Raw genomic sequence first — 16609 nt, 5'->3', positions numbered from 1 at the left:
TCCAATTACCCAATGCCCCATGCCCAATTAAAACCTGTCAAACAGACCACCTCACTGATAAAATTACTTATCAGCTATTTAGTTAATAAATGAACAAGTCTGTTATGACCCATGTCCTTCCTCCGCTACGGATTGGTAAACATATTGCCCGCTATCCTATTGTTCAAGGTGCAATGGCTGTGCGTGTTGCGGGTGCGAAGTTGGCTGGTGCTGTTGCTAATGCAGGCGGAGTAGGTGTAATTGCTTCTCTGGGACTGGGGTTGTATTCTCCTGATTTTGACCAACGCAAACGCGGTAGCTTTTTTACAGCGAATAAACTCGCTTTGATTGATGAACTAGCTAAGGCACGCAGTATCAGTCCAGATGGTGTAATTGGCGTAAATATTTTAGTTGCGACTAAAGATTTTCCAGTATTGGCTCAGACTGCTGCGGCTGAAGGAGCAGATTTAATTATTACTGGAGCCGGACTACCTCTGAATTTACCAGAGTATACCGCAGATTATCCTGATGTAGCGCTGGTGCCAAGTGTTTCTAATGTGGAAGCAGCGCAGTTCATCTGCCAAGTTTGGCAAAAACGTTACAATCGCTTACCTGATGCTTTTATTGTGGAAAATTGCCAGAAGGTAGGCGGACATTTTAGCCAGTGCGAACAGATTAATCCGCCAGGTTTTTCAATTGCGTCGGTGATTGCACAATTACGAGAGTATTTTGCAAATCAGTTAGGTGTGAGTATACCGTTGATTGTCACAGGGGGAATTTGGGATCGAGGCGATATTGAGGCAATGTTAGCGATCGCAGCAGATGGTGTACAAATTGGTACGCGCTTTATTACTACAGAAGAATGTGATGCCGATCGCCGTTATAAAGAATTTCATCTCCAGGCTTGTGCGGCAGATATTGTAACTGTACCCAGTCCCGTGGGCAAACCTAGCCGGGCTTTACGTAATGCATTTGCGGAAAATGCGATCGCTGGTGCATCATCAATAGAACGGCGATGTATTGCCAATTGTTTAGAATCATGTCTGTGCCGTGATAGTGGTAAAACCTATTGTTTGCTACAAGCCCTTGCTAGAGCAGGACAAGGCGATGTAGAGAATGGTTTAATTTTTTCTGGCGCGAATGTTAGGTACACTGAGCGAATCATGTCTATTGCCGAACTGATGGCAGAGTTAACCCAGCCTCAAACGGCGATCGCGCTTTAGTTATTAATCAAAAGTTGAGTGATATGAATTTGGATGAAATTCTTAAGCGTTACGGTACTGGAGAAAGAAATTTTCAGCGAGTCAATTTACAAGAAGCAGAGCTAACAAACGTCAACCTCAGTGGTGCAGATTTTAGCTATGCTGATTTACGTCAGACTAGGCTCGGTAAAACTAACTTCAGTCAAGGTTGTCTGCGTGAAGCAGATTTAAGTGAATCTATCCTCTGGGGAACAAACTTAAGTGAAGCAGATTTAACTGGTGCAATCCTTAGAGAAGCAGATTTAACTGGTGCAAACTTACTTAAAACTAATTTAGAAGCAGCGAATTTAATCAAAGCTAGTTTATGTGGCGCTAATTTAACTGGTGTCCAACTTTCTCGTTCTCTGTTATTTCAAGCCGATTTACGTCCCAGTTCCGATCAGCGTACAGATTTAGGATATGCGATTTTAACGGGAGCAGACTTAAGCTACGCCGACTTGAGAGCCGCTTCATTGCATCATGCAAACTTAGATGGCGCAAAATTGTGTCGAGCAAACCTCAGCCGGAGAGTGCAGTGGGGAGATATGCCAGCAGATTTGACTGAAGCTAGTTTACAAAATGCAGACTTAAGCTATGTCAATCTCAGTAACGCCATCCTCCGCAACGCCAATCTAAAAGGCGCAGACTTAACCGGAGCGATTCTCACAGATGTAGACTTTCAAGGCGCAATTATGCCTGATGGCAAAGTCCATGATTAAAAATGTGCGATCGCTCTCCAATATTCAACAAAGATGCGATCGCCCATTCCCTCAGCAAAACACAAGCTGACACAAGTATTAGGTTGCTATTGACTCATCAAAATCAAAAATTCTCTTCCTCGTCAATTTCCTCTCCTAAGCGAGCCTGAGAACTATGACGCACGTGAAGCACAAAAACAGTGTTTTCGCGAATAGTGAACAAAATACGGTATTTATTTCTGGATTTACCATAAATAAGTTGACGAATTTCCTCTGCAAACGCATCGTTTTCTGGAGCCAGGATGCAACGGCGAGGTTTTTCTTGTAAAGTGGCGATCGCATCCATTAAGCCGCGAAACCACCGATCGGCATAATCAGGGTTACGTTCTCTCAACCATGAATAAGCAATCTCAATTTCAGAGTTTGCTGTCTGAGTCAGGCTAACTTGAAATGCCATACTTTTGACGCATTTCTTGCTCAAATTCGCTCAGGCTCTTGGTTCTACCAGCCTCTACATCATCTAGTCCCTGTTTAATTCCGGCGATAGTTTCCAACCTTTCTAATGTATCCAACAATTTTTGGTAAGAATCTGCATCTTGTACCACAACTTCAGCTTTGCCATTCACTGTCAACACTACAGGTTTTCCTGTCTGCTTCATCTGTTGAATAAATTCCAGAGTATTGCGCTTAAAGCTTGAGAGTGAATGAATGTCTCGAATAATGTTCAGCATAGAATTGATGATGCATCAAATTTAGTGCAGATTTGATGCTATCAAGTTTAACAGCTATCTGTCCAAATAATCATGATTTTGGTGAAGGAATGAGCGATCGCCCATTCCTCAGCAAGTGCTATGCACACAGACGCACCACATTATATTAAGAATGATTAATAGCATCTTCTATAATTCGCTTCCAGTTATATAGTTGAAAAGCAATCTACCAAATTGGCGGTGCATCAGTAGTGGTACTCATCTGCTGTTCGTGATGTCAGTCCCTTCAAATACCACAACAACCCGTTAGCTTTGGCATTAATTATTTACGTGTCAGCTTCAATTACCTATTTAACCGACCATAAAGTGTCTAATTTTTATTATGTCACATTATGGTAGGAATAAATTGGTTAATTAACAATAATTATGTCATTTTTTAGTTATCTATCGCATTAGTTTTGATGAGTTTGTAGCAAGCACTTCCATGCAGCAAATTTAAGAGTGAAACTCCTGGCTACAAACTCAATATTTGTCGGTTAAGGGAAAAAAGGGGAATGGGAAAAGGGAAAAAAGCCTTTAACCCTTAACCTTTAACCTTTGCCCCAAAACCAATAAGCATAAATTGTAACTAATACCATCAATTACTACTCAACATTTAAAGGTTGATATTTTGCTATGTTCAATCAACTGCATAAATATATTCCCAGAATCCCCTCCGAATTGCGTTACCGAATAGATTTAATGCGCCATGCTAGGAAATTACCTGAGCTATCTCCAGAAGATAAGTTGATTGTTGATACTCTGCGTAAAGAAGGAGTTGTTACTACTTCTTTACAAGATTTAGCACTTCCCAAAACATCTGCATTGATTCCATCTGCGGAAAGCCAGTTAGCTAATATGGAGTTAGCTTTAGCCGCTAAATACAAGAATACGCAAAAATTTGGTAGCTTAGAAAATCCAGCTTATCCGCAGATTTTTACTGTGACAGATTTACCTGAGTTTTATAACTGGGGAAGTGAACAAAGGTTACTGAATATTATCGAGAACTATATCGGTCTACCTATTGCCTTTCAAGGTGTACATTTACGGCGAGACTTTGCTAATGATGAGCAACTAACTACAGAATTATGGCATTTAGATGCAGAAGACCGTCGCATGGTTAAGGTAATTATCTACCTCAATGATGTGAGTGTAGAAAATGGCCCATTTGAGTATATTCCTAAATCTCAAATGTCATTAATTCAACAGTTGCAAATTCGCTCTAAGATTGTACCCAAAACCGCAAAAGGTTTAGTAGGTCTGAATGATGCAGAGATAGAAAAAATCGTGCCTAAGTCACTGTGGAAATCATGCCCCGGGAAAGCTGGAAGCATAGTTATTGCAGATCCTAGAGCTATTTTCCATCACGGTAAACCTCGTACACAATCACGGTCTACTCTGTTTTTTGTGTACACTGCTAAGAATCCTTTACGTCCAGAATGCTGTAAGCAATATAACGATCAAACCTTTGCAAGAGTATTGCCAGCTTAAGGACTTCTAACTAAAAAAATATTCCATCCCTGCGGGACGCTACGCGAACGCTGTGTATGCAGAGGAAGCAGAGGAAGCAGAGGAGAAAGACTCTGCCAATATGAAAATGGGATGATTTATTTTCTGGAAGTTCCTTAACATCTGCCATATCTATCATCTGTCGTAGGGGCATAGCAGTGCTATGCCCTGATTATTTAAGTTAAAAGGTGAGTGATCGCAAATTAGGCTTCATTAACCATCCGTTGCTTGTCAGTAAAAATTGCTATCATAATACCAAAATAGAGCAAATATCAGTAATTTCTACATTGACTTTGAGTTTATGGTGACTGTAACACTGACAGCTGTTGCTACTGCGATCGCCACTACACTGTGGACTAAAGCACAAGAAAAAATTGGCGAAAATATTGGTGATGCTACATGGACGCTAGGTCGCAAGTTGATAGGATTACTCCGCCAGAAGAATAAATCGCCATTACTCACCAGTGCTTTAGAAGGAAATGAACCGCAACGATTAGATTATGGACAAGCAGTTCTGGAACTGAAAGCCGCAGCAGAACAAGACCCAGAAATTGCTCAAGCAGTTGTAGATGTAGAAGCAGCAGCCAAAGCAGAACCAAAACTTGCTCAAAAAATTCAAGAAATAGAGAATACTCTCAAGTCTCAACAGCCAAGCATTCAAAATCTGACACAGCTAGCAGAAAAAATTGGGGTTGTAAATCAAGGACAGATAAATAACCAAACTAATAACTTCTCGTTTTGACTACAGCCGCCCGACGGGGAGAATCGGGTAAAATTAACTCCCGATAAATGGCGCGAAATCTGTCGTGAAATATTGACAGACAGGCGCAAGCTGACTACAAATCCCTTGACATTAACTGAAGGCGTAACGCTGCAAGTTGATGATGTTTACGTACCACTGGGATTAGTTGAGCGCAAAAAACTATCTAAACGTCACGATGATGTTTCTCCAGAACAGGGTTCAGAACTTTATAAAGAAACAGAAATCACCAAAAATTTTGAGCATGATGCTTTTTTGGAAGAAGTTTTAAAACAGAAGAATACACCTAAAAGTCAAGGTAAGCGAATTGCCATTATTGGTGAACCAGGCGCAGGAAAGACAACACTGTTACAGCAGATTGCTGATTGGGTATCTCGTGAGATTCAGCAGTCGATTGTCATTTGGGTATCTTTGGCAGATTTGCGCGCGAAGGAATTAAAAGCTTATCTTTTGGAGACTTGGTTAAATCAGGTAGCTGAGAAAATAGGTAAAGCTGAAGCCACCAAGCAATTAAAAGATGATTTTGTTGCTCTTTTTAATCAAAATCATGTGTGGCTACTCCTAGATGGGTTAGATGAAATGTCCGCATCTTCAGGTAATCCGCTAATAGAAATTTCACGTCAATTGCGTGAAGCAGGCGCAATTTCTCAAGCGCGAATTGTGCTGACCTGTCGGGTTAATATGTGGGATAGTAGCATTAATGTACTTGATGATTTTGATACCTATCGCACTTTAAATTTTTCTTATCCACAACAGGTAGAAAGATTTATTCACAATTGGTTCGCTACTAATCTAGAAAAGGCGAAGCATTTATGCCATGCTTTGAAAGAATCAGGGAAAGAACGAATTCAAGATTTAGTGAAAAATCCTTTGCGGTTGACGCTGCTGTGTTTAAATTGGCAATCAGGAGATGGTAAATTACCAGATACTCAAGCCGGACTCTATCAGCAATTTGTTGATGACTTCTACAAATGGAAAAAAGACAAAGTTGCGATAACTCCTGACCAGATTCAGCAACTAAATATCCAACTAGGGGAATTAGCTAAAACAGCAATAGACCAAGAAGCAACTCGGTTTCGCTTGCATCAGGATTTTGTTAATCGCTTCTTAGGGAATGCTGAGGATGAAAATTCGTTGCTGAGTTTGGCATTAAATCTGGGTTGGCTGAACAGTATAGGGATAGATGAACAGAGACAACCTGTTTACGCCTTTTTTCATGCCTCATTTCAAGAGTATTTTGCTGCTAAAGCAATTGATGACTGGAACTTTTTTTTACCCTGTAAACACAAAAATAAACCTGTTAAACTTAAAGATGCAAAATATCGCATCTTTGAACCGCAATGGAAGCAAACAATATTGCTTTGGTTAGGAAGAGAAGAAGAAATACCCAAACAGAAAAAGCAACAGTTTATTGATGCTTTAATTAGTTTTAAAGATGGATGTCAAAAATTTTATAAATATCGCGCTTATTTACTAGCAGCCGCAGGGATTGCAGAGTTTAAAGATTATTTAAGAGCAGATGAAATAATAGCGCAAATCGTCAATTGGATAATTGATCGTCAAAGTTCTCTTAATGAGGAAGCTAAGTCAGCTTTACAGCAAACAGACCGGACAAAAGCGATCGCCGCCTTGGTGCAACTGCTGCAATCGCAACATCTGGATGAAGACACCCGTATGCAGGCAGCATATAGCTTAGAGAAAATCAGCACAGGCAATAAATTTGCGATCGCCGCCTTGGTGCAACTGCTGCAATCACAACATCTGGATGAAGACACCCGTATGCAGGCAGCAGAAAGCTTAGGAAAAATCGGCACAGGCAATCAAGTTGCGATCGCCGCCTTGGTGCAACTGCTGCAATCGCAACATCTGGATGAAGACACCCGTATGCAGGCAGCAGAAAGCTTAGGAAAAATCAACCCAGGCAATCAAGTTGCAATCGCCGCCTTGGTGCAACTGCTGCAATCACAACATCTGTCTGACTACACCCGTTGGCAGGCAGCAGATAGCTTAGAGAAAATCGGCACAGGCAATCAAGTTGCAATCGCCGCCTTGGTGCAACTGCTGCAATCACAACATCTGGATAAAGACACCCGTAGGCAAGCAGCAGAAAGCTTAGGGAAAATCGGCACAGGCAATCAAGTTGCAATCGCCGCCTTGGTGCAACTGCTGCAATCACAACATCTGGATAAAGACACCCGTAGGCAAGCAGCAGAAAGCTTAGAGAAAATCGGCACAGGCAATGAATTTGCGATCACCGTCTTGGTGCAACTGCTGCAATCACAACATCTGTCTGACTACACCTGTTGGCAGGCAGCAGAAAGCTTAGGGAAAATCGACCCAGGCAATCAAGTTGCGATCACTGCCTTGGTGCAACTGCTGCAATCGCAACATCTGGATGAAGACACCCGTATGCAGGCAGCAGAAAGCTTAGGAAAAATCGGCACAGGCAATGAATTTGCGATCGCCGCCTTGATGCAACTGCTGCAATCACAACATCTGGATAAAGACACCCGTAGGCAGGCAGCAGAAAGCTTAGGGAAAATCGACCCAGGCAATCAAGTTGCGATCACCGCCTTGGTGCAACTGCTGCAATCACAACATCTGTCTGACTACACCCGTTGGCAGGCAGCAGATAGCTTAGGAAAAATCGGCACAGGCAATGAATTTGCGATTGCCGCCTTGGTGCAACTGCTGAAATCACAACATCTGGATGAAGACACCCGTAGGCAGGCAGCAGAAAGCTTAGGGAAAATCGACCCAGGCAATGAATTTGCGATCGCCGCCTTGGTGCAACTGCTGCAATCACAACATCTGTCTGACTACACCCGTAGGCAGGCAGCAGATAGCTTAGAAAAAATCGGCACAGGCAATGAATTTGTGATCGCCGCTTTGGTGCAAGTGCTACAATCACAACATCTGGATAAAAATACCCGTTTACAGGCAGCATATAGGTTAGAGAAAATCGGCACAGGCAATGAATTTGTGATCGCCGCTTTAGTGCAACTGCTGCAATCACAACATCTGGATAAAGACACCCGTAGGCAGGCAGCATATAGCTTAGGGAAAATAATACGAGATAATAAGCATCGGTGTACAGCAGTTAAAGCTTTAAGTAGTTATTGGCGATTGGATGATAAATTCTATAATTTAGCCTGGGAATGTGCCAAGAATATGCCTTACACCGATTTCTATCAAGCTTGGCATCAACATAATTTTGCTACGCGTACAATGAAAAGCATTATAAAAATCCTCTTTACAAAAATTTGAGTGCAGCAACGAAGCTTAGATGCCTTTTCCATGTCCCATGCCCGCGAAATCCCACTCCCTTTTACGTATAGGATGAGCTTAAACAAGCTTTCGTGACCAACGTTTTTTGTTTCGTGACCAACGCTTATATCTTGGTCACCAACATAAAAGTTTTACTTATCAAACAATAATTTTGGTCACCAACGTTTATTGTTTTGTGACCAACGCTTATATTTTAGTCACCAACACAAAAGTTTTACTTATCAAACAATGATTTTGGTCACCAACGTTTGCTCTTTTGTGACCAACACTTATGTCTTGGTCACCAACACAAAAGTTTTACTTATTAAACAATGATTTTGGTCACCAACGTTTGCTCTTTCGTGACCAACGCTTATATCTTGGTTACCAACACAAAAGTTTTACTTATCAAACAATAATTTTGGTCACCAACGTTTGCTCTTTCGTGACCAACGCTTATATCTTGGTCACCAACACAAAAGTTTTACTTATCAAACAATAATTTTGGTCACCAACGTTTGCTCTTTCGTGACCAACGCTTATGTCTTGGTCACCAAAGCGGAAGTTTTCATGACCAAAGCTTGTATTTTCTCAACCAACGTTATAACGTCTATCTGTAGCCATGAGAGTTACATAAATAACCACACAAAATTCGTTACGTCATTGCGAGCGCAGCAAAGCAATCGCAAGGGCTGTGATTGCTTCATTTCGCTTTGCTACATTCGCAATGACATTGTGTAATTAATTATGTTTAACTACATACACTGTGCAAATCTTCTCTTAACTAAAAAAGACTAGAAGCAGCTTTTAACTTACTTCTAGTCTTTTTAAAGTGATGGGCAGTACCAGACTCGAACTGATGACATCCTGCTTGTAAGGCAGGCGCTCTACCAACTGAGCTAACCGCCCGCTCGTTTTCACTCACATTTATAGAATATAGCAAAAGATTTTGAATCGCGCTAGTATTTTTGAGAAAAAATTTTTGAGAACTTTTTAAATGCCCTCTGGTCGAACCCACGATAGCATTACGCTGTATGCTCTGCCGATTGTTGCGGGTGTGACTTTCTGGCAGACTGGCAGTAGCAATGTGACTTTATTCGTTTCCGGCGGGTTTCTGTTTGGTGGGCTGATGTTCGGCCCAGATTTGGATATTTACTCTATTCAATACCAACGCTGGGGCTTCTTGCGCTGGATTTGGCTACCTTATCAAAAAAGTTTACGCCATCGCTCTTTTTTATCCCACGGGCCGATTATTGGCACGACGCTACGAGTAGTTTATCTCTGCTGCTTGCTAGCGATCGCCACCATCATATTTGTAGCCATTGCCGAAAAGCTCTTAAATACCGCCTCTCTTTGGCAAAACGTCGGTGGAACAGTCGAGCGATCGCTCACAAGTTACGGTACTGAATTCCTCGCCTTATTCTTAGGCATGGAACTCGGTGCTATGAGCCATACACTCAGCGATTGGAGCAATTCCACATACAAGCGAGTCAAAAGGCAAGGTGTTCGGGCGTTGCTTCCTAGTGGCAAAATTAAGAAACGTAAACCCTATCGGGCAGGGGGGCAGGGGGCAGGGGGCAGGGGGAGTAGAGGAAGCAGAGGAAGCAGAGGGGTAGAGGGAGCAGGGAGACAGAGGAAGCAGGGGGGAAAGGGGACAAGAGGAAATAAATAATGCCCAATGCCCAATGCTCATTAACCAATAACAAATTACTATGAACGAAAATTTAGCAGCATTACAAGAATTAATTGATGTGGTGGCAAAATTGCGATCGCCTGATGGTGGTTGTCCTTGGGATTTGGCACAAACGCCGGAAAGTTTGACACCTTATGTAATTGAAGAAGCTTATGAGGTGGTAGATGCAATTAAGAGTGGCGATCAAAATGCGATCGCAGAGGAATTAGGAGATTTACTCTTACAAGTAGTTTTGCAAGCTCAAATTGCAAGTGAAGCTGGGCAATTCTCTCTCAAAGAAATTGCTGAAGGTATTTCCCAAAAATTGATTCGCCGTCATCCCCATGTATTTGGTGATGTGACAGTGGCGAGTGTCGATGAGGTGCGGCAAAATTGGGAAGAAATTAAAGCCGCAGAAAAGGGCGAACCATCCCCAGAAAATCAAAAACTTAGTACTAAACTCAGCCGCTATGGGCGTAGCCTTCCCCCATTAACAGCAGCGATGAAGATTTCCCAAAAAGCTGCGGCTGTAGGGTTTGAATGGGAAAATATCGATGGAGTATGGGAAAAATTTCATGAAGAGTTAGGCGAATTTCAACAGGCTTTAGCAGCAGAAACAAAAGAAGCACAACAAGCAGAATTAGGCGATTTACTGTTTGCAATTATTCAGCTAGCCCGTTGGCATAATCTCGATCCTAGTGCTGGATTGCAAGGTACAAATCAGCGATTTATCCAAAGGTTACAAAAAATGGAGGCAGTTGTTAACCGCCCCCTTTCGGATTACAGCTTACAGGAGTTGGAAAGTTTGTGGCAACAAGCAAAAGCTCAAATTGCACAGGAAGGCACATAATAATTCAAAATTCAAAATTCAAAATTCAAAATTAGAAAAGCCATATTTAAAAATGGTTTCTGAGTTTGAATCTTTTGCGAAATTTTGGAGAATTCCTATGAGAGGTAGATGCGATATTATTGCCTTCCATTTATTCATCACTGCAAATGGTGATTGTTTGGCAGAACTTAAGATTTTTTAACATCAAACCACTTATCATAAAGCGATTGATAAGTGCCATCTTCTCTGAGACTTAACAATGCACTATTAATTTGTTTGCGGTAAGTACTGTTATTGGGTAAGACAATACCGTAGTTTTCTTCACGGAAGACACTACCAACAACTTCTACTTTACCTTGACCTTCATGAGCCGCATAGAACAGGAGAACGGGAGCATCAAATACTACAGCATCCGCTTTTTTATTTTGCAAAGCATTGTAAGCTTCCTCAATTTTCGGAACTTCTAGGGTGGAAATATTATGTTCTTTGAGATATTTTGCGGCTGTACTTCCAGCTGTTGTTGCTACTAGCTTACCAGGCAAATCATCTACACTTCTGATGTCTCCTTGAAGCTGCTGTACAGTTAGCGATGTAGTAGCTGCGGCTGTGAAGTAGGCAACAAACAGCACACCGATAAACATCCAAATAATCGCGATAAAACGTCCTACTACTCCTTTAGGCATTTCATCAGCTTGGGTTGCTAATGTGGCTGCAGCCCACCAACAGGCTTTAAAAATACCAGGGAAGTATGATTTATCAATCATGCCTTCTTTGTGATTGCGTTCGGACAGCCAAATAACATGAGCTGCTACTACAATCAGCAGTAGTGCAATGCCAACTACTTGCAAAAGTGAGGCAGAAAAAACCAATTGCAAAATATTAGATAAAGCACCACCATTTGTCTCTGGCGGTCTGACCATTATCTGCAGCCCAGCAGCAAACATTGGTAAAGAGAAATCAAAATTCTGCTGACGTTCTGCTGTAATGGAAATAGCTGCAATTCCAGCATTTGCTTTGCCATCCTTAACAGCAGAAAGCAAATCCTGAACATTGGGATATTCAACAAATTTCGAGTTGATACCTAATTTGGTTGCAATACTGCGCCATAAATCAATACTGAAACCAGATAGTTCACCTTTCTCCGCAAATACAAAGGGTGCTATCACCCTTGTAGCAACTACAAATTCATTTGTTGATGCTTCTTCTGGTTTTGGCGCTACTTCTACTGCTGGTGATGGTTCTGGGTTTTGCGCTAGTCCTGGGTGAACTCCCGTTAGCACCACCAGCAGCGCTAAAATTCCACCAACTAATACTAGCCACAGATGGCGTTTTGGGAAAAGCTTGCTTTTGTTCTTACTGTAAAGTCTGTAAAAATAAGCAAACGGTGCGATCGCATTTATCATTGAAACTTTCTTTAGGTGATATTCAATACCTTTTTATAATTCCCACTTACAAGGCAATATAACTGAATAATCAATGATGAATTGTAAATTCAGATTTGTGGGTAAAATTAGACACCTAGATTTTACGACACAATAGGGTTTTACAGAGGCGATCGCACTCATACCAGTTCACGTAGGATGCGTTAGCGATCGCGTAACGCATCAGATCATAATGAAATTTTTTCAAAAATCAAATCGGATTCCGATATTTAATCTCACTCTTCCTCAGTATTAAAATCAACTTTATCGTAAATATCAGCTAGTGTAATTTGAAAAGAAACAGCAGCCAGAGATAGAATTACATCTCCATCTTCATATTCAGAAAATATCCATTTATTGTTTTCTGTTTTAAAATACTGCTCAACGTGCATTCTATATTGGTCAATCAAAACATACTCTTGAAAACCAGGAATAGTCCGATAAGCAGCAAACTTTTCATCCCTGTCATAACTTTTAGTAGATTTTGATAACACCTCAGCAATAAATATGGGATTAATCAGAGTATCACGTCTTCCTTCTTGATACTCCAAAGGTGTTTTTACTATCATTACATCAGGATAAGTATGAATTCTCTTATTAGGAATCCATAAACGTTGGTCAGTTACAAAAGCTCGATAAGGTTGACGCTTGAGTGCAAAATTGAGCGCCGCATAAAAGTTACCGACAATTTGATTATGATTTGGTGTTCCGCCTGTCATAGGGATAATTTGACCATCAATATATTCATGGCGTTCCTCAGAATTAACCTCTAATTCGAGATACTCTTCGGGTGAATAATACTTTTGTGTCTGTGCAATAGTCATAGGATTTCACCTAACCTAATACTTCCGCTTCTTCGACAGCATTCATTTGGTCAAGAATTCCCCAAACTTCTTGTAACATCGGTTCCAAACCAGTGCGGGTAACAGCGGAAATTAAGAAAACTGGGGCATAAGAGAGGTGATTTAACTCAGTAGCTAATGCCTCTAAGTCTACAGTTTCTCGATCAACCGCATCAATTTTATTCAGCGCCAAAATTTGTGGACGTTCTGCTAAACCCCGTCCGTATACTTTTAATTCTTGCTGAATTGTTTTGAAATCACCCAATACATCTTCGCTGGTAGCATCAATTAAATGCAGCAAAACTTTTGTACGTTCAATATGGCGCAAAAAGTCATATCCCAACCCTGCACCATGAGAAGCCCCTTCAATTAATCCGGGGATATCGGCAAAAACTGTACCATCACCAGAAGGTTTACGTACTACACCTAAATTCGGAATCAAGGTAGTAAAAGGATAATCAGCAATCTTAGGACGTGCAGCTGATAAAGATGAAATTAAAGTGGATTTACCAGCATTTGGTAACCCAATAATTCCTACCTCAGCCAAAAGTTTCAATTCCAAACGTAGAACCTTCATTTCCCCAGGTAAACCGGGAAGTGCATATTCTGGGGCGCGATTGCGGTTACTCAAAAAATGCTGATTTCCTAATCCGCCTTTACCACCTTCCGCAACGCGAAATCTTTGTCCAGGCTCAATTAAATCTTCTAATAAAGCACCTGTTGTCGCATCATAAATAGCTGTACCACAAGGAATTTCAATAATTAAATCCTTTCCTGAAGCCCCTGTGCAATTATTCGGGCCACCACGTCCCCCATTTTCTGCCTGAAATCGATGATTGTAGCGAAAATCTAGCAAAGTTTGCAGATTTTCCACAGCTACAAAAATTATTGAACCACCACGTCCACCATTTCCACCAGAAGGGCCACCCGCAGGCACATATTTCTCTCGACGGAAGGCGACAATACCATCGCCGCCTTTACCAGCTTCTACTTCGATAACTGCTTGATCGATAAATTGCATATTTTTGGAGTGCTGAGTCTCAAGTCCTGAGTTAGAGTTTTAAATTATAAGTTTTATTGAGACCACAATCTTGCTTGCGTTTGTATCTATGGGCTAAACAAAACAATATTGGCCTTCACTCTTTACTCTATCGTTTTAACTCAGCACTCAGCACTTAGATATAAGGCGAGACATCCTCACCACATTCATCTGCTAGATAGGAAAGGGCGCGAAAACGCAATCCTACCATTTGTTCATACAAAGGATTAATTTTACATAGTGGCGGAATATGTACAATTTTACGACCAAACAGCTTCACATCCCGTTCAAAAGGGCATTGTGAAGGAATCATTTTACATAAGAAGCGAGCAACTCTAGGATCTTCAATATCTAATCCATCCATCCAATCGCGCAGGGGAGTGAGTGCATCCTGAGGAGGTGCATAGGGCGCAATTGTTAAAGAGGGATTCGCAGATGCTTCGCGCTGTAGGAAACTCTCTACAGGATCTACATCATCTATATGTTCTAGGGTATGACGCAGAGCTTCGATTAAATCCTTTGGCTGTCCCAGGGCGTGACATAACTCTTGCAGAACTTGGTCTTCGCTGGGAGAATATGTACCATCTGCGATCGCTACCATTACCGCAGTCCGCAAAAAGTTCTCTGCTGCTGCAGTACCTTTGCCTAAAGTTTTGGCTAATTCCTCTGGAGTGATAACTTCCAGCGAATCAAATTGAATCCCAGGGGCCAATTCTTCCTCTGTGATACTAGCAATTAACTGCTGTTCATGAGGGTCAAAGTTACCATCAGCCCAAGCTATAGTCAGCAATCCACGCAGCCAGACTGCAACTTGTTCACTACTGTAGGGGGATTGAACGACACTTTTCATAAACAATGCCTCAAGCTGTCCTCAGTCCATACACTAAATACTAAGCTACGTTCAAGGTAATTAAACTGTTACATATTTAACTTTAGAGACAGTAAAAATTGGTTTTTTGTCAGCCTCAATGCAGAAATCAACCCTTGATATCGCGTTCAGTGAAAGATTTTTCATTCAGATCAAACAGATGTAGGGAGTCAAGGGAGAAAGCGTTTTTGCGCTTTTGTACAGACACAGGAATTATAACTAATTAATAAAAATTGAGATGACTCAACAAAATAGGCAACAGTGCTTCTCTCTTTAGCACTGTTCAAACACATTTAGAAAAAAGTATTGATAATTTTTATATTTAAGCTGGTCGTCTCTCCAAAAAGCTTGATTGCTTTTGAGTCTTCAACACCGGATTCATCATCGGATTTAACCAATCTGCCGATATTTTTGCAGCAATTAATTACAGATTTGTTACACTAACTATTGCAAAAGTATCTCATATAGCTAGCAAAGATGAGGATTTCAAAACTCTATTCTCATCAACAATAGGTGTGGAAATAGGTTTACACCGATCTCTCAGCACTCAAGTTTAGCTGAACGCCAAATCTTTAAGGAATATAATGATGTTTTTTTTCGGGATTGAACATGAAGTTGCTTTTCTGAACCAAGCAGGAAAGTTTGCTGATTTCTCAGAGACAAAATATGCTGAATTCAATCAAATTGTGGAAAGGCTACCTACATATCCTAATGATTATTCTCAGCTACGCGTAGGTGATGCTGGGATTAAAAAGAAGAGATGGTATATTGAGGGATTTGAAAGATTCGCTGACTCTGATAAAGTCATCGATTGCTTACCTAAAGGTATAGAAATTAGAACAACTATACATTCTCAGATTCAAGGTGCTATAGATGAATTAACAGAAAGTTTTAACTTATTGCGTGAAGTAGCAGCAGATTATGGCTTCACACCTGTTTTAGCTAGCTTTAATCCTTATAAGACAATTTTTGAACCTAACCCACCATTAAATGATTATGAAATTCAGCAGCTACAGTCTTACCCGGACGAACATACTGCTAATATTTACATGGTTACTTACGGGCCAGATTTAAATATTTCTATAGCAGACTTGTCTGTAGAAAAACTAATTGATATTGGCAGAAAATTAACTTATTACAGCCCTTATATAGTTCCTTTTAGCTATAGTGCGCCTTTTTATAATGGCAATTTGTGGGATGGATTGTCGGTCAGAACCTTTGTCAGAACTGGTAAAAGACCAGCTACACTAGTATTTGTAGAAAAAGCAGAACAATTAATTACCAGTGTACCTTCATTAACAAAAGTAGCGCGCATACCTGCTGAAGTAGGTCGAATTGAATTTAAAGCTTTTGATAGTTGCGATGATTTTTCACTTTACGCAGCTCTATTAGCTTTACTGAAAGGTTTAGTTTTAGATGAATCTTTGACAGGTAGAGCCACTATTCCAGATGCCGAATTACACCAAGTTTCGGCAAAACAGGGATTTAGTAATGCAGAGATTTTTGACAATGCCAATAAGATTTTACAAGCAGCAGCAGCAGCTCTTAAAAACGACTCAGATATTAATTTCTTAACTCCACTAAAAAATATTTTAGAGAGCGGAGAAACAAAGGCTCAAGAACTTATAAAACAATATCAGCGTTTCAATTCTATAGAAGCAGTTTTAAAACAAACTTACTTAAAATAAATCTAATTTTTATATGAATCATCAGGGTTTAAACAAAATATCTAGTA

Annotated in this window: 14 protein-coding genes and 1 tRNA gene; 8 read left to right on the top strand and 7 right to left on the bottom strand. The window is 40.7% G+C overall.

Annotation, left to right across the window (positions count from 1 at the left end):
- The first annotated feature begins 104 nt into the window (after window positions 1-104).
- Both AACU25_RS28575 and hetL read left to right on the top strand, forming a co-directional pair.
- A complete protein-coding gene (locus AACU25_RS28575; protein ID WP_190445751.1) occupies window positions 105-1202 on the top strand; it encodes an NAD(P)H-dependent flavin oxidoreductase in 1098 nt (365 codons plus the stop codon).
- 23 nt (window positions 1203-1225) lie between these two features.
- Window positions 1226-1939 (top strand): heterocyst differentiation pentapeptide repeat protein HetL, encoded by a 714-nt coding sequence (gene hetL, locus AACU25_RS28570; RefSeq protein WP_096581468.1) that lies wholly within the window; start codon window positions 1226-1228, stop codon window positions 1937-1939.
- 103 nt (window positions 1940-2042) lie between these two features.
- Here hetL and AACU25_RS28565 read toward each other — a convergent pair whose 3' ends face one another.
- On the bottom strand, window positions 2043-2375 hold the full coding sequence (locus tag AACU25_RS28565) for a type II toxin-antitoxin system RelE/ParE family toxin (RefSeq protein WP_096581466.1): 333 nt from the start codon (window positions 2373-2375) through the stop codon (window positions 2043-2045).
- Complete coding sequence (locus tag AACU25_RS28560; protein WP_096581464.1) at window positions 2359-2649, bottom strand: type II toxin-antitoxin system Phd/YefM family antitoxin; 291 nt, start codon at window positions 2647-2649, stop codon at window positions 2359-2361. Before AACU25_RS28560 ends, AACU25_RS28565 begins: the two co-directional genes overlap by 17 nt.
- A gap of 654 nt (window positions 2650-3303) precedes the next feature.
- Between AACU25_RS28560 and AACU25_RS28555 the strand changes: the two genes are divergently transcribed.
- The 3 genes from AACU25_RS28555 to AACU25_RS28545 all read left to right on the top strand — a co-directional run bounded on the left by AACU25_RS28555 (window position 3304) and on the right by AACU25_RS28545 (window position 8203).
- Window positions 3304-4158, top strand: coding sequence for a phytanoyl-CoA dioxygenase family protein (locus AACU25_RS28555; protein WP_096581462.1), 855 nt, complete (start codon window positions 3304-3306; stop codon window positions 4156-4158).
- Between the two features lie 319 nt (window positions 4159-4477).
- Window positions 4478-4918, top strand: coding sequence for a hypothetical protein (locus AACU25_RS28550; RefSeq protein ID WP_096581460.1), 441 nt, complete (start codon window positions 4478-4480; stop codon window positions 4916-4918).
- 72 nt (window positions 4919-4990) lie between these two features.
- Complete coding sequence (locus AACU25_RS28545; protein WP_339382078.1) at window positions 4991-8203, top strand: HEAT repeat domain-containing protein; 3213 nt, start codon at window positions 4991-4993, stop codon at window positions 8201-8203.
- 836 nt (window positions 8204-9039) lie between these two features.
- Here AACU25_RS28545 and AACU25_RS28540 read toward each other — a convergent pair.
- A tRNA-Val gene (locus AACU25_RS28540) sits at window positions 9040-9112 on the bottom strand.
- Between the two features lie 88 nt (window positions 9113-9200).
- Between AACU25_RS28540 and AACU25_RS28535 the strand changes: the two genes are divergently transcribed.
- Both AACU25_RS28535 and mazG read left to right on the top strand, forming a co-directional pair.
- Window positions 9201-9875, top strand: coding sequence for a metal-binding protein (locus tag AACU25_RS28535; RefSeq protein WP_096581454.1), 675 nt, complete (start codon window positions 9201-9203; stop codon window positions 9873-9875).
- A gap of 40 nt (window positions 9876-9915) precedes the next feature.
- Window positions 9916-10725, top strand: a complete 810-nt coding sequence (gene mazG, locus AACU25_RS28530) for a nucleoside triphosphate pyrophosphohydrolase (RefSeq protein ID WP_096581452.1) — start codon at window positions 9916-9918, stop codon at window positions 10723-10725.
- A gap of 167 nt (window positions 10726-10892) precedes the next feature.
- Here the strand turns inward: mazG and AACU25_RS28525 are convergent, their stop codons facing one another.
- The 4 genes from AACU25_RS28525 to AACU25_RS28510 all read right to left on the bottom strand — a co-directional run bounded on the left by AACU25_RS28525 (window position 10893) and on the right by AACU25_RS28510 (window position 14856).
- On the bottom strand, window positions 10893-12107 hold the full coding sequence (locus AACU25_RS28525; RefSeq protein WP_096581448.1) for a transporter substrate-binding domain-containing protein: 1215 nt from the start codon (window positions 12105-12107) through the stop codon (window positions 10893-10895).
- A 254-nt stretch (window positions 12108-12361) separates the two neighbouring features.
- Window positions 12362-12949 (bottom strand): Uma2 family endonuclease, encoded by a 588-nt coding sequence (locus tag AACU25_RS28520; protein ID WP_096581446.1) that lies wholly within the window; start codon window positions 12947-12949, stop codon window positions 12362-12364.
- A 10-nt stretch (window positions 12950-12959) separates the two neighbouring features.
- Window positions 12960-13988 (bottom strand): GTPase ObgE, encoded by a 1029-nt coding sequence (gene obgE / locus AACU25_RS28515; RefSeq protein WP_096581444.1) that lies wholly within the window; start codon window positions 13986-13988, stop codon window positions 12960-12962.
- A 154-nt stretch (window positions 13989-14142) separates the two neighbouring features.
- Entirely contained in the window at window positions 14143-14856 is a 714-nt protein-coding gene (locus AACU25_RS28510; protein WP_045868202.1) for a Mo-dependent nitrogenase C-terminal domain-containing protein, read from the bottom strand.
- Between the two features lie 605 nt (window positions 14857-15461).
- Between AACU25_RS28510 and AACU25_RS28505 the strand changes: the two genes are divergently transcribed.
- Entirely contained in the window at window positions 15462-16562 is a 1101-nt protein-coding gene (locus AACU25_RS28505; RefSeq protein ID WP_190445756.1) for a glutamate-cysteine ligase family protein, read from the top strand.
- Window positions 16563-16609: the final 47 nt, after the last annotated feature.

The organism is Tolypothrix tenuis PCC 7101 (assembly GCF_963874875.1).
GTDB classification, from domain to species: Bacteria; Cyanobacteriota; Cyanobacteriia; order Cyanobacteriales; family Nostocaceae; genus Aulosira; species Aulosira tenue.
The sequence above is the reverse complement of the archived record's forward strand: the minus strand, read 5'-3'. Positions and strand labels throughout refer to the sequence as shown.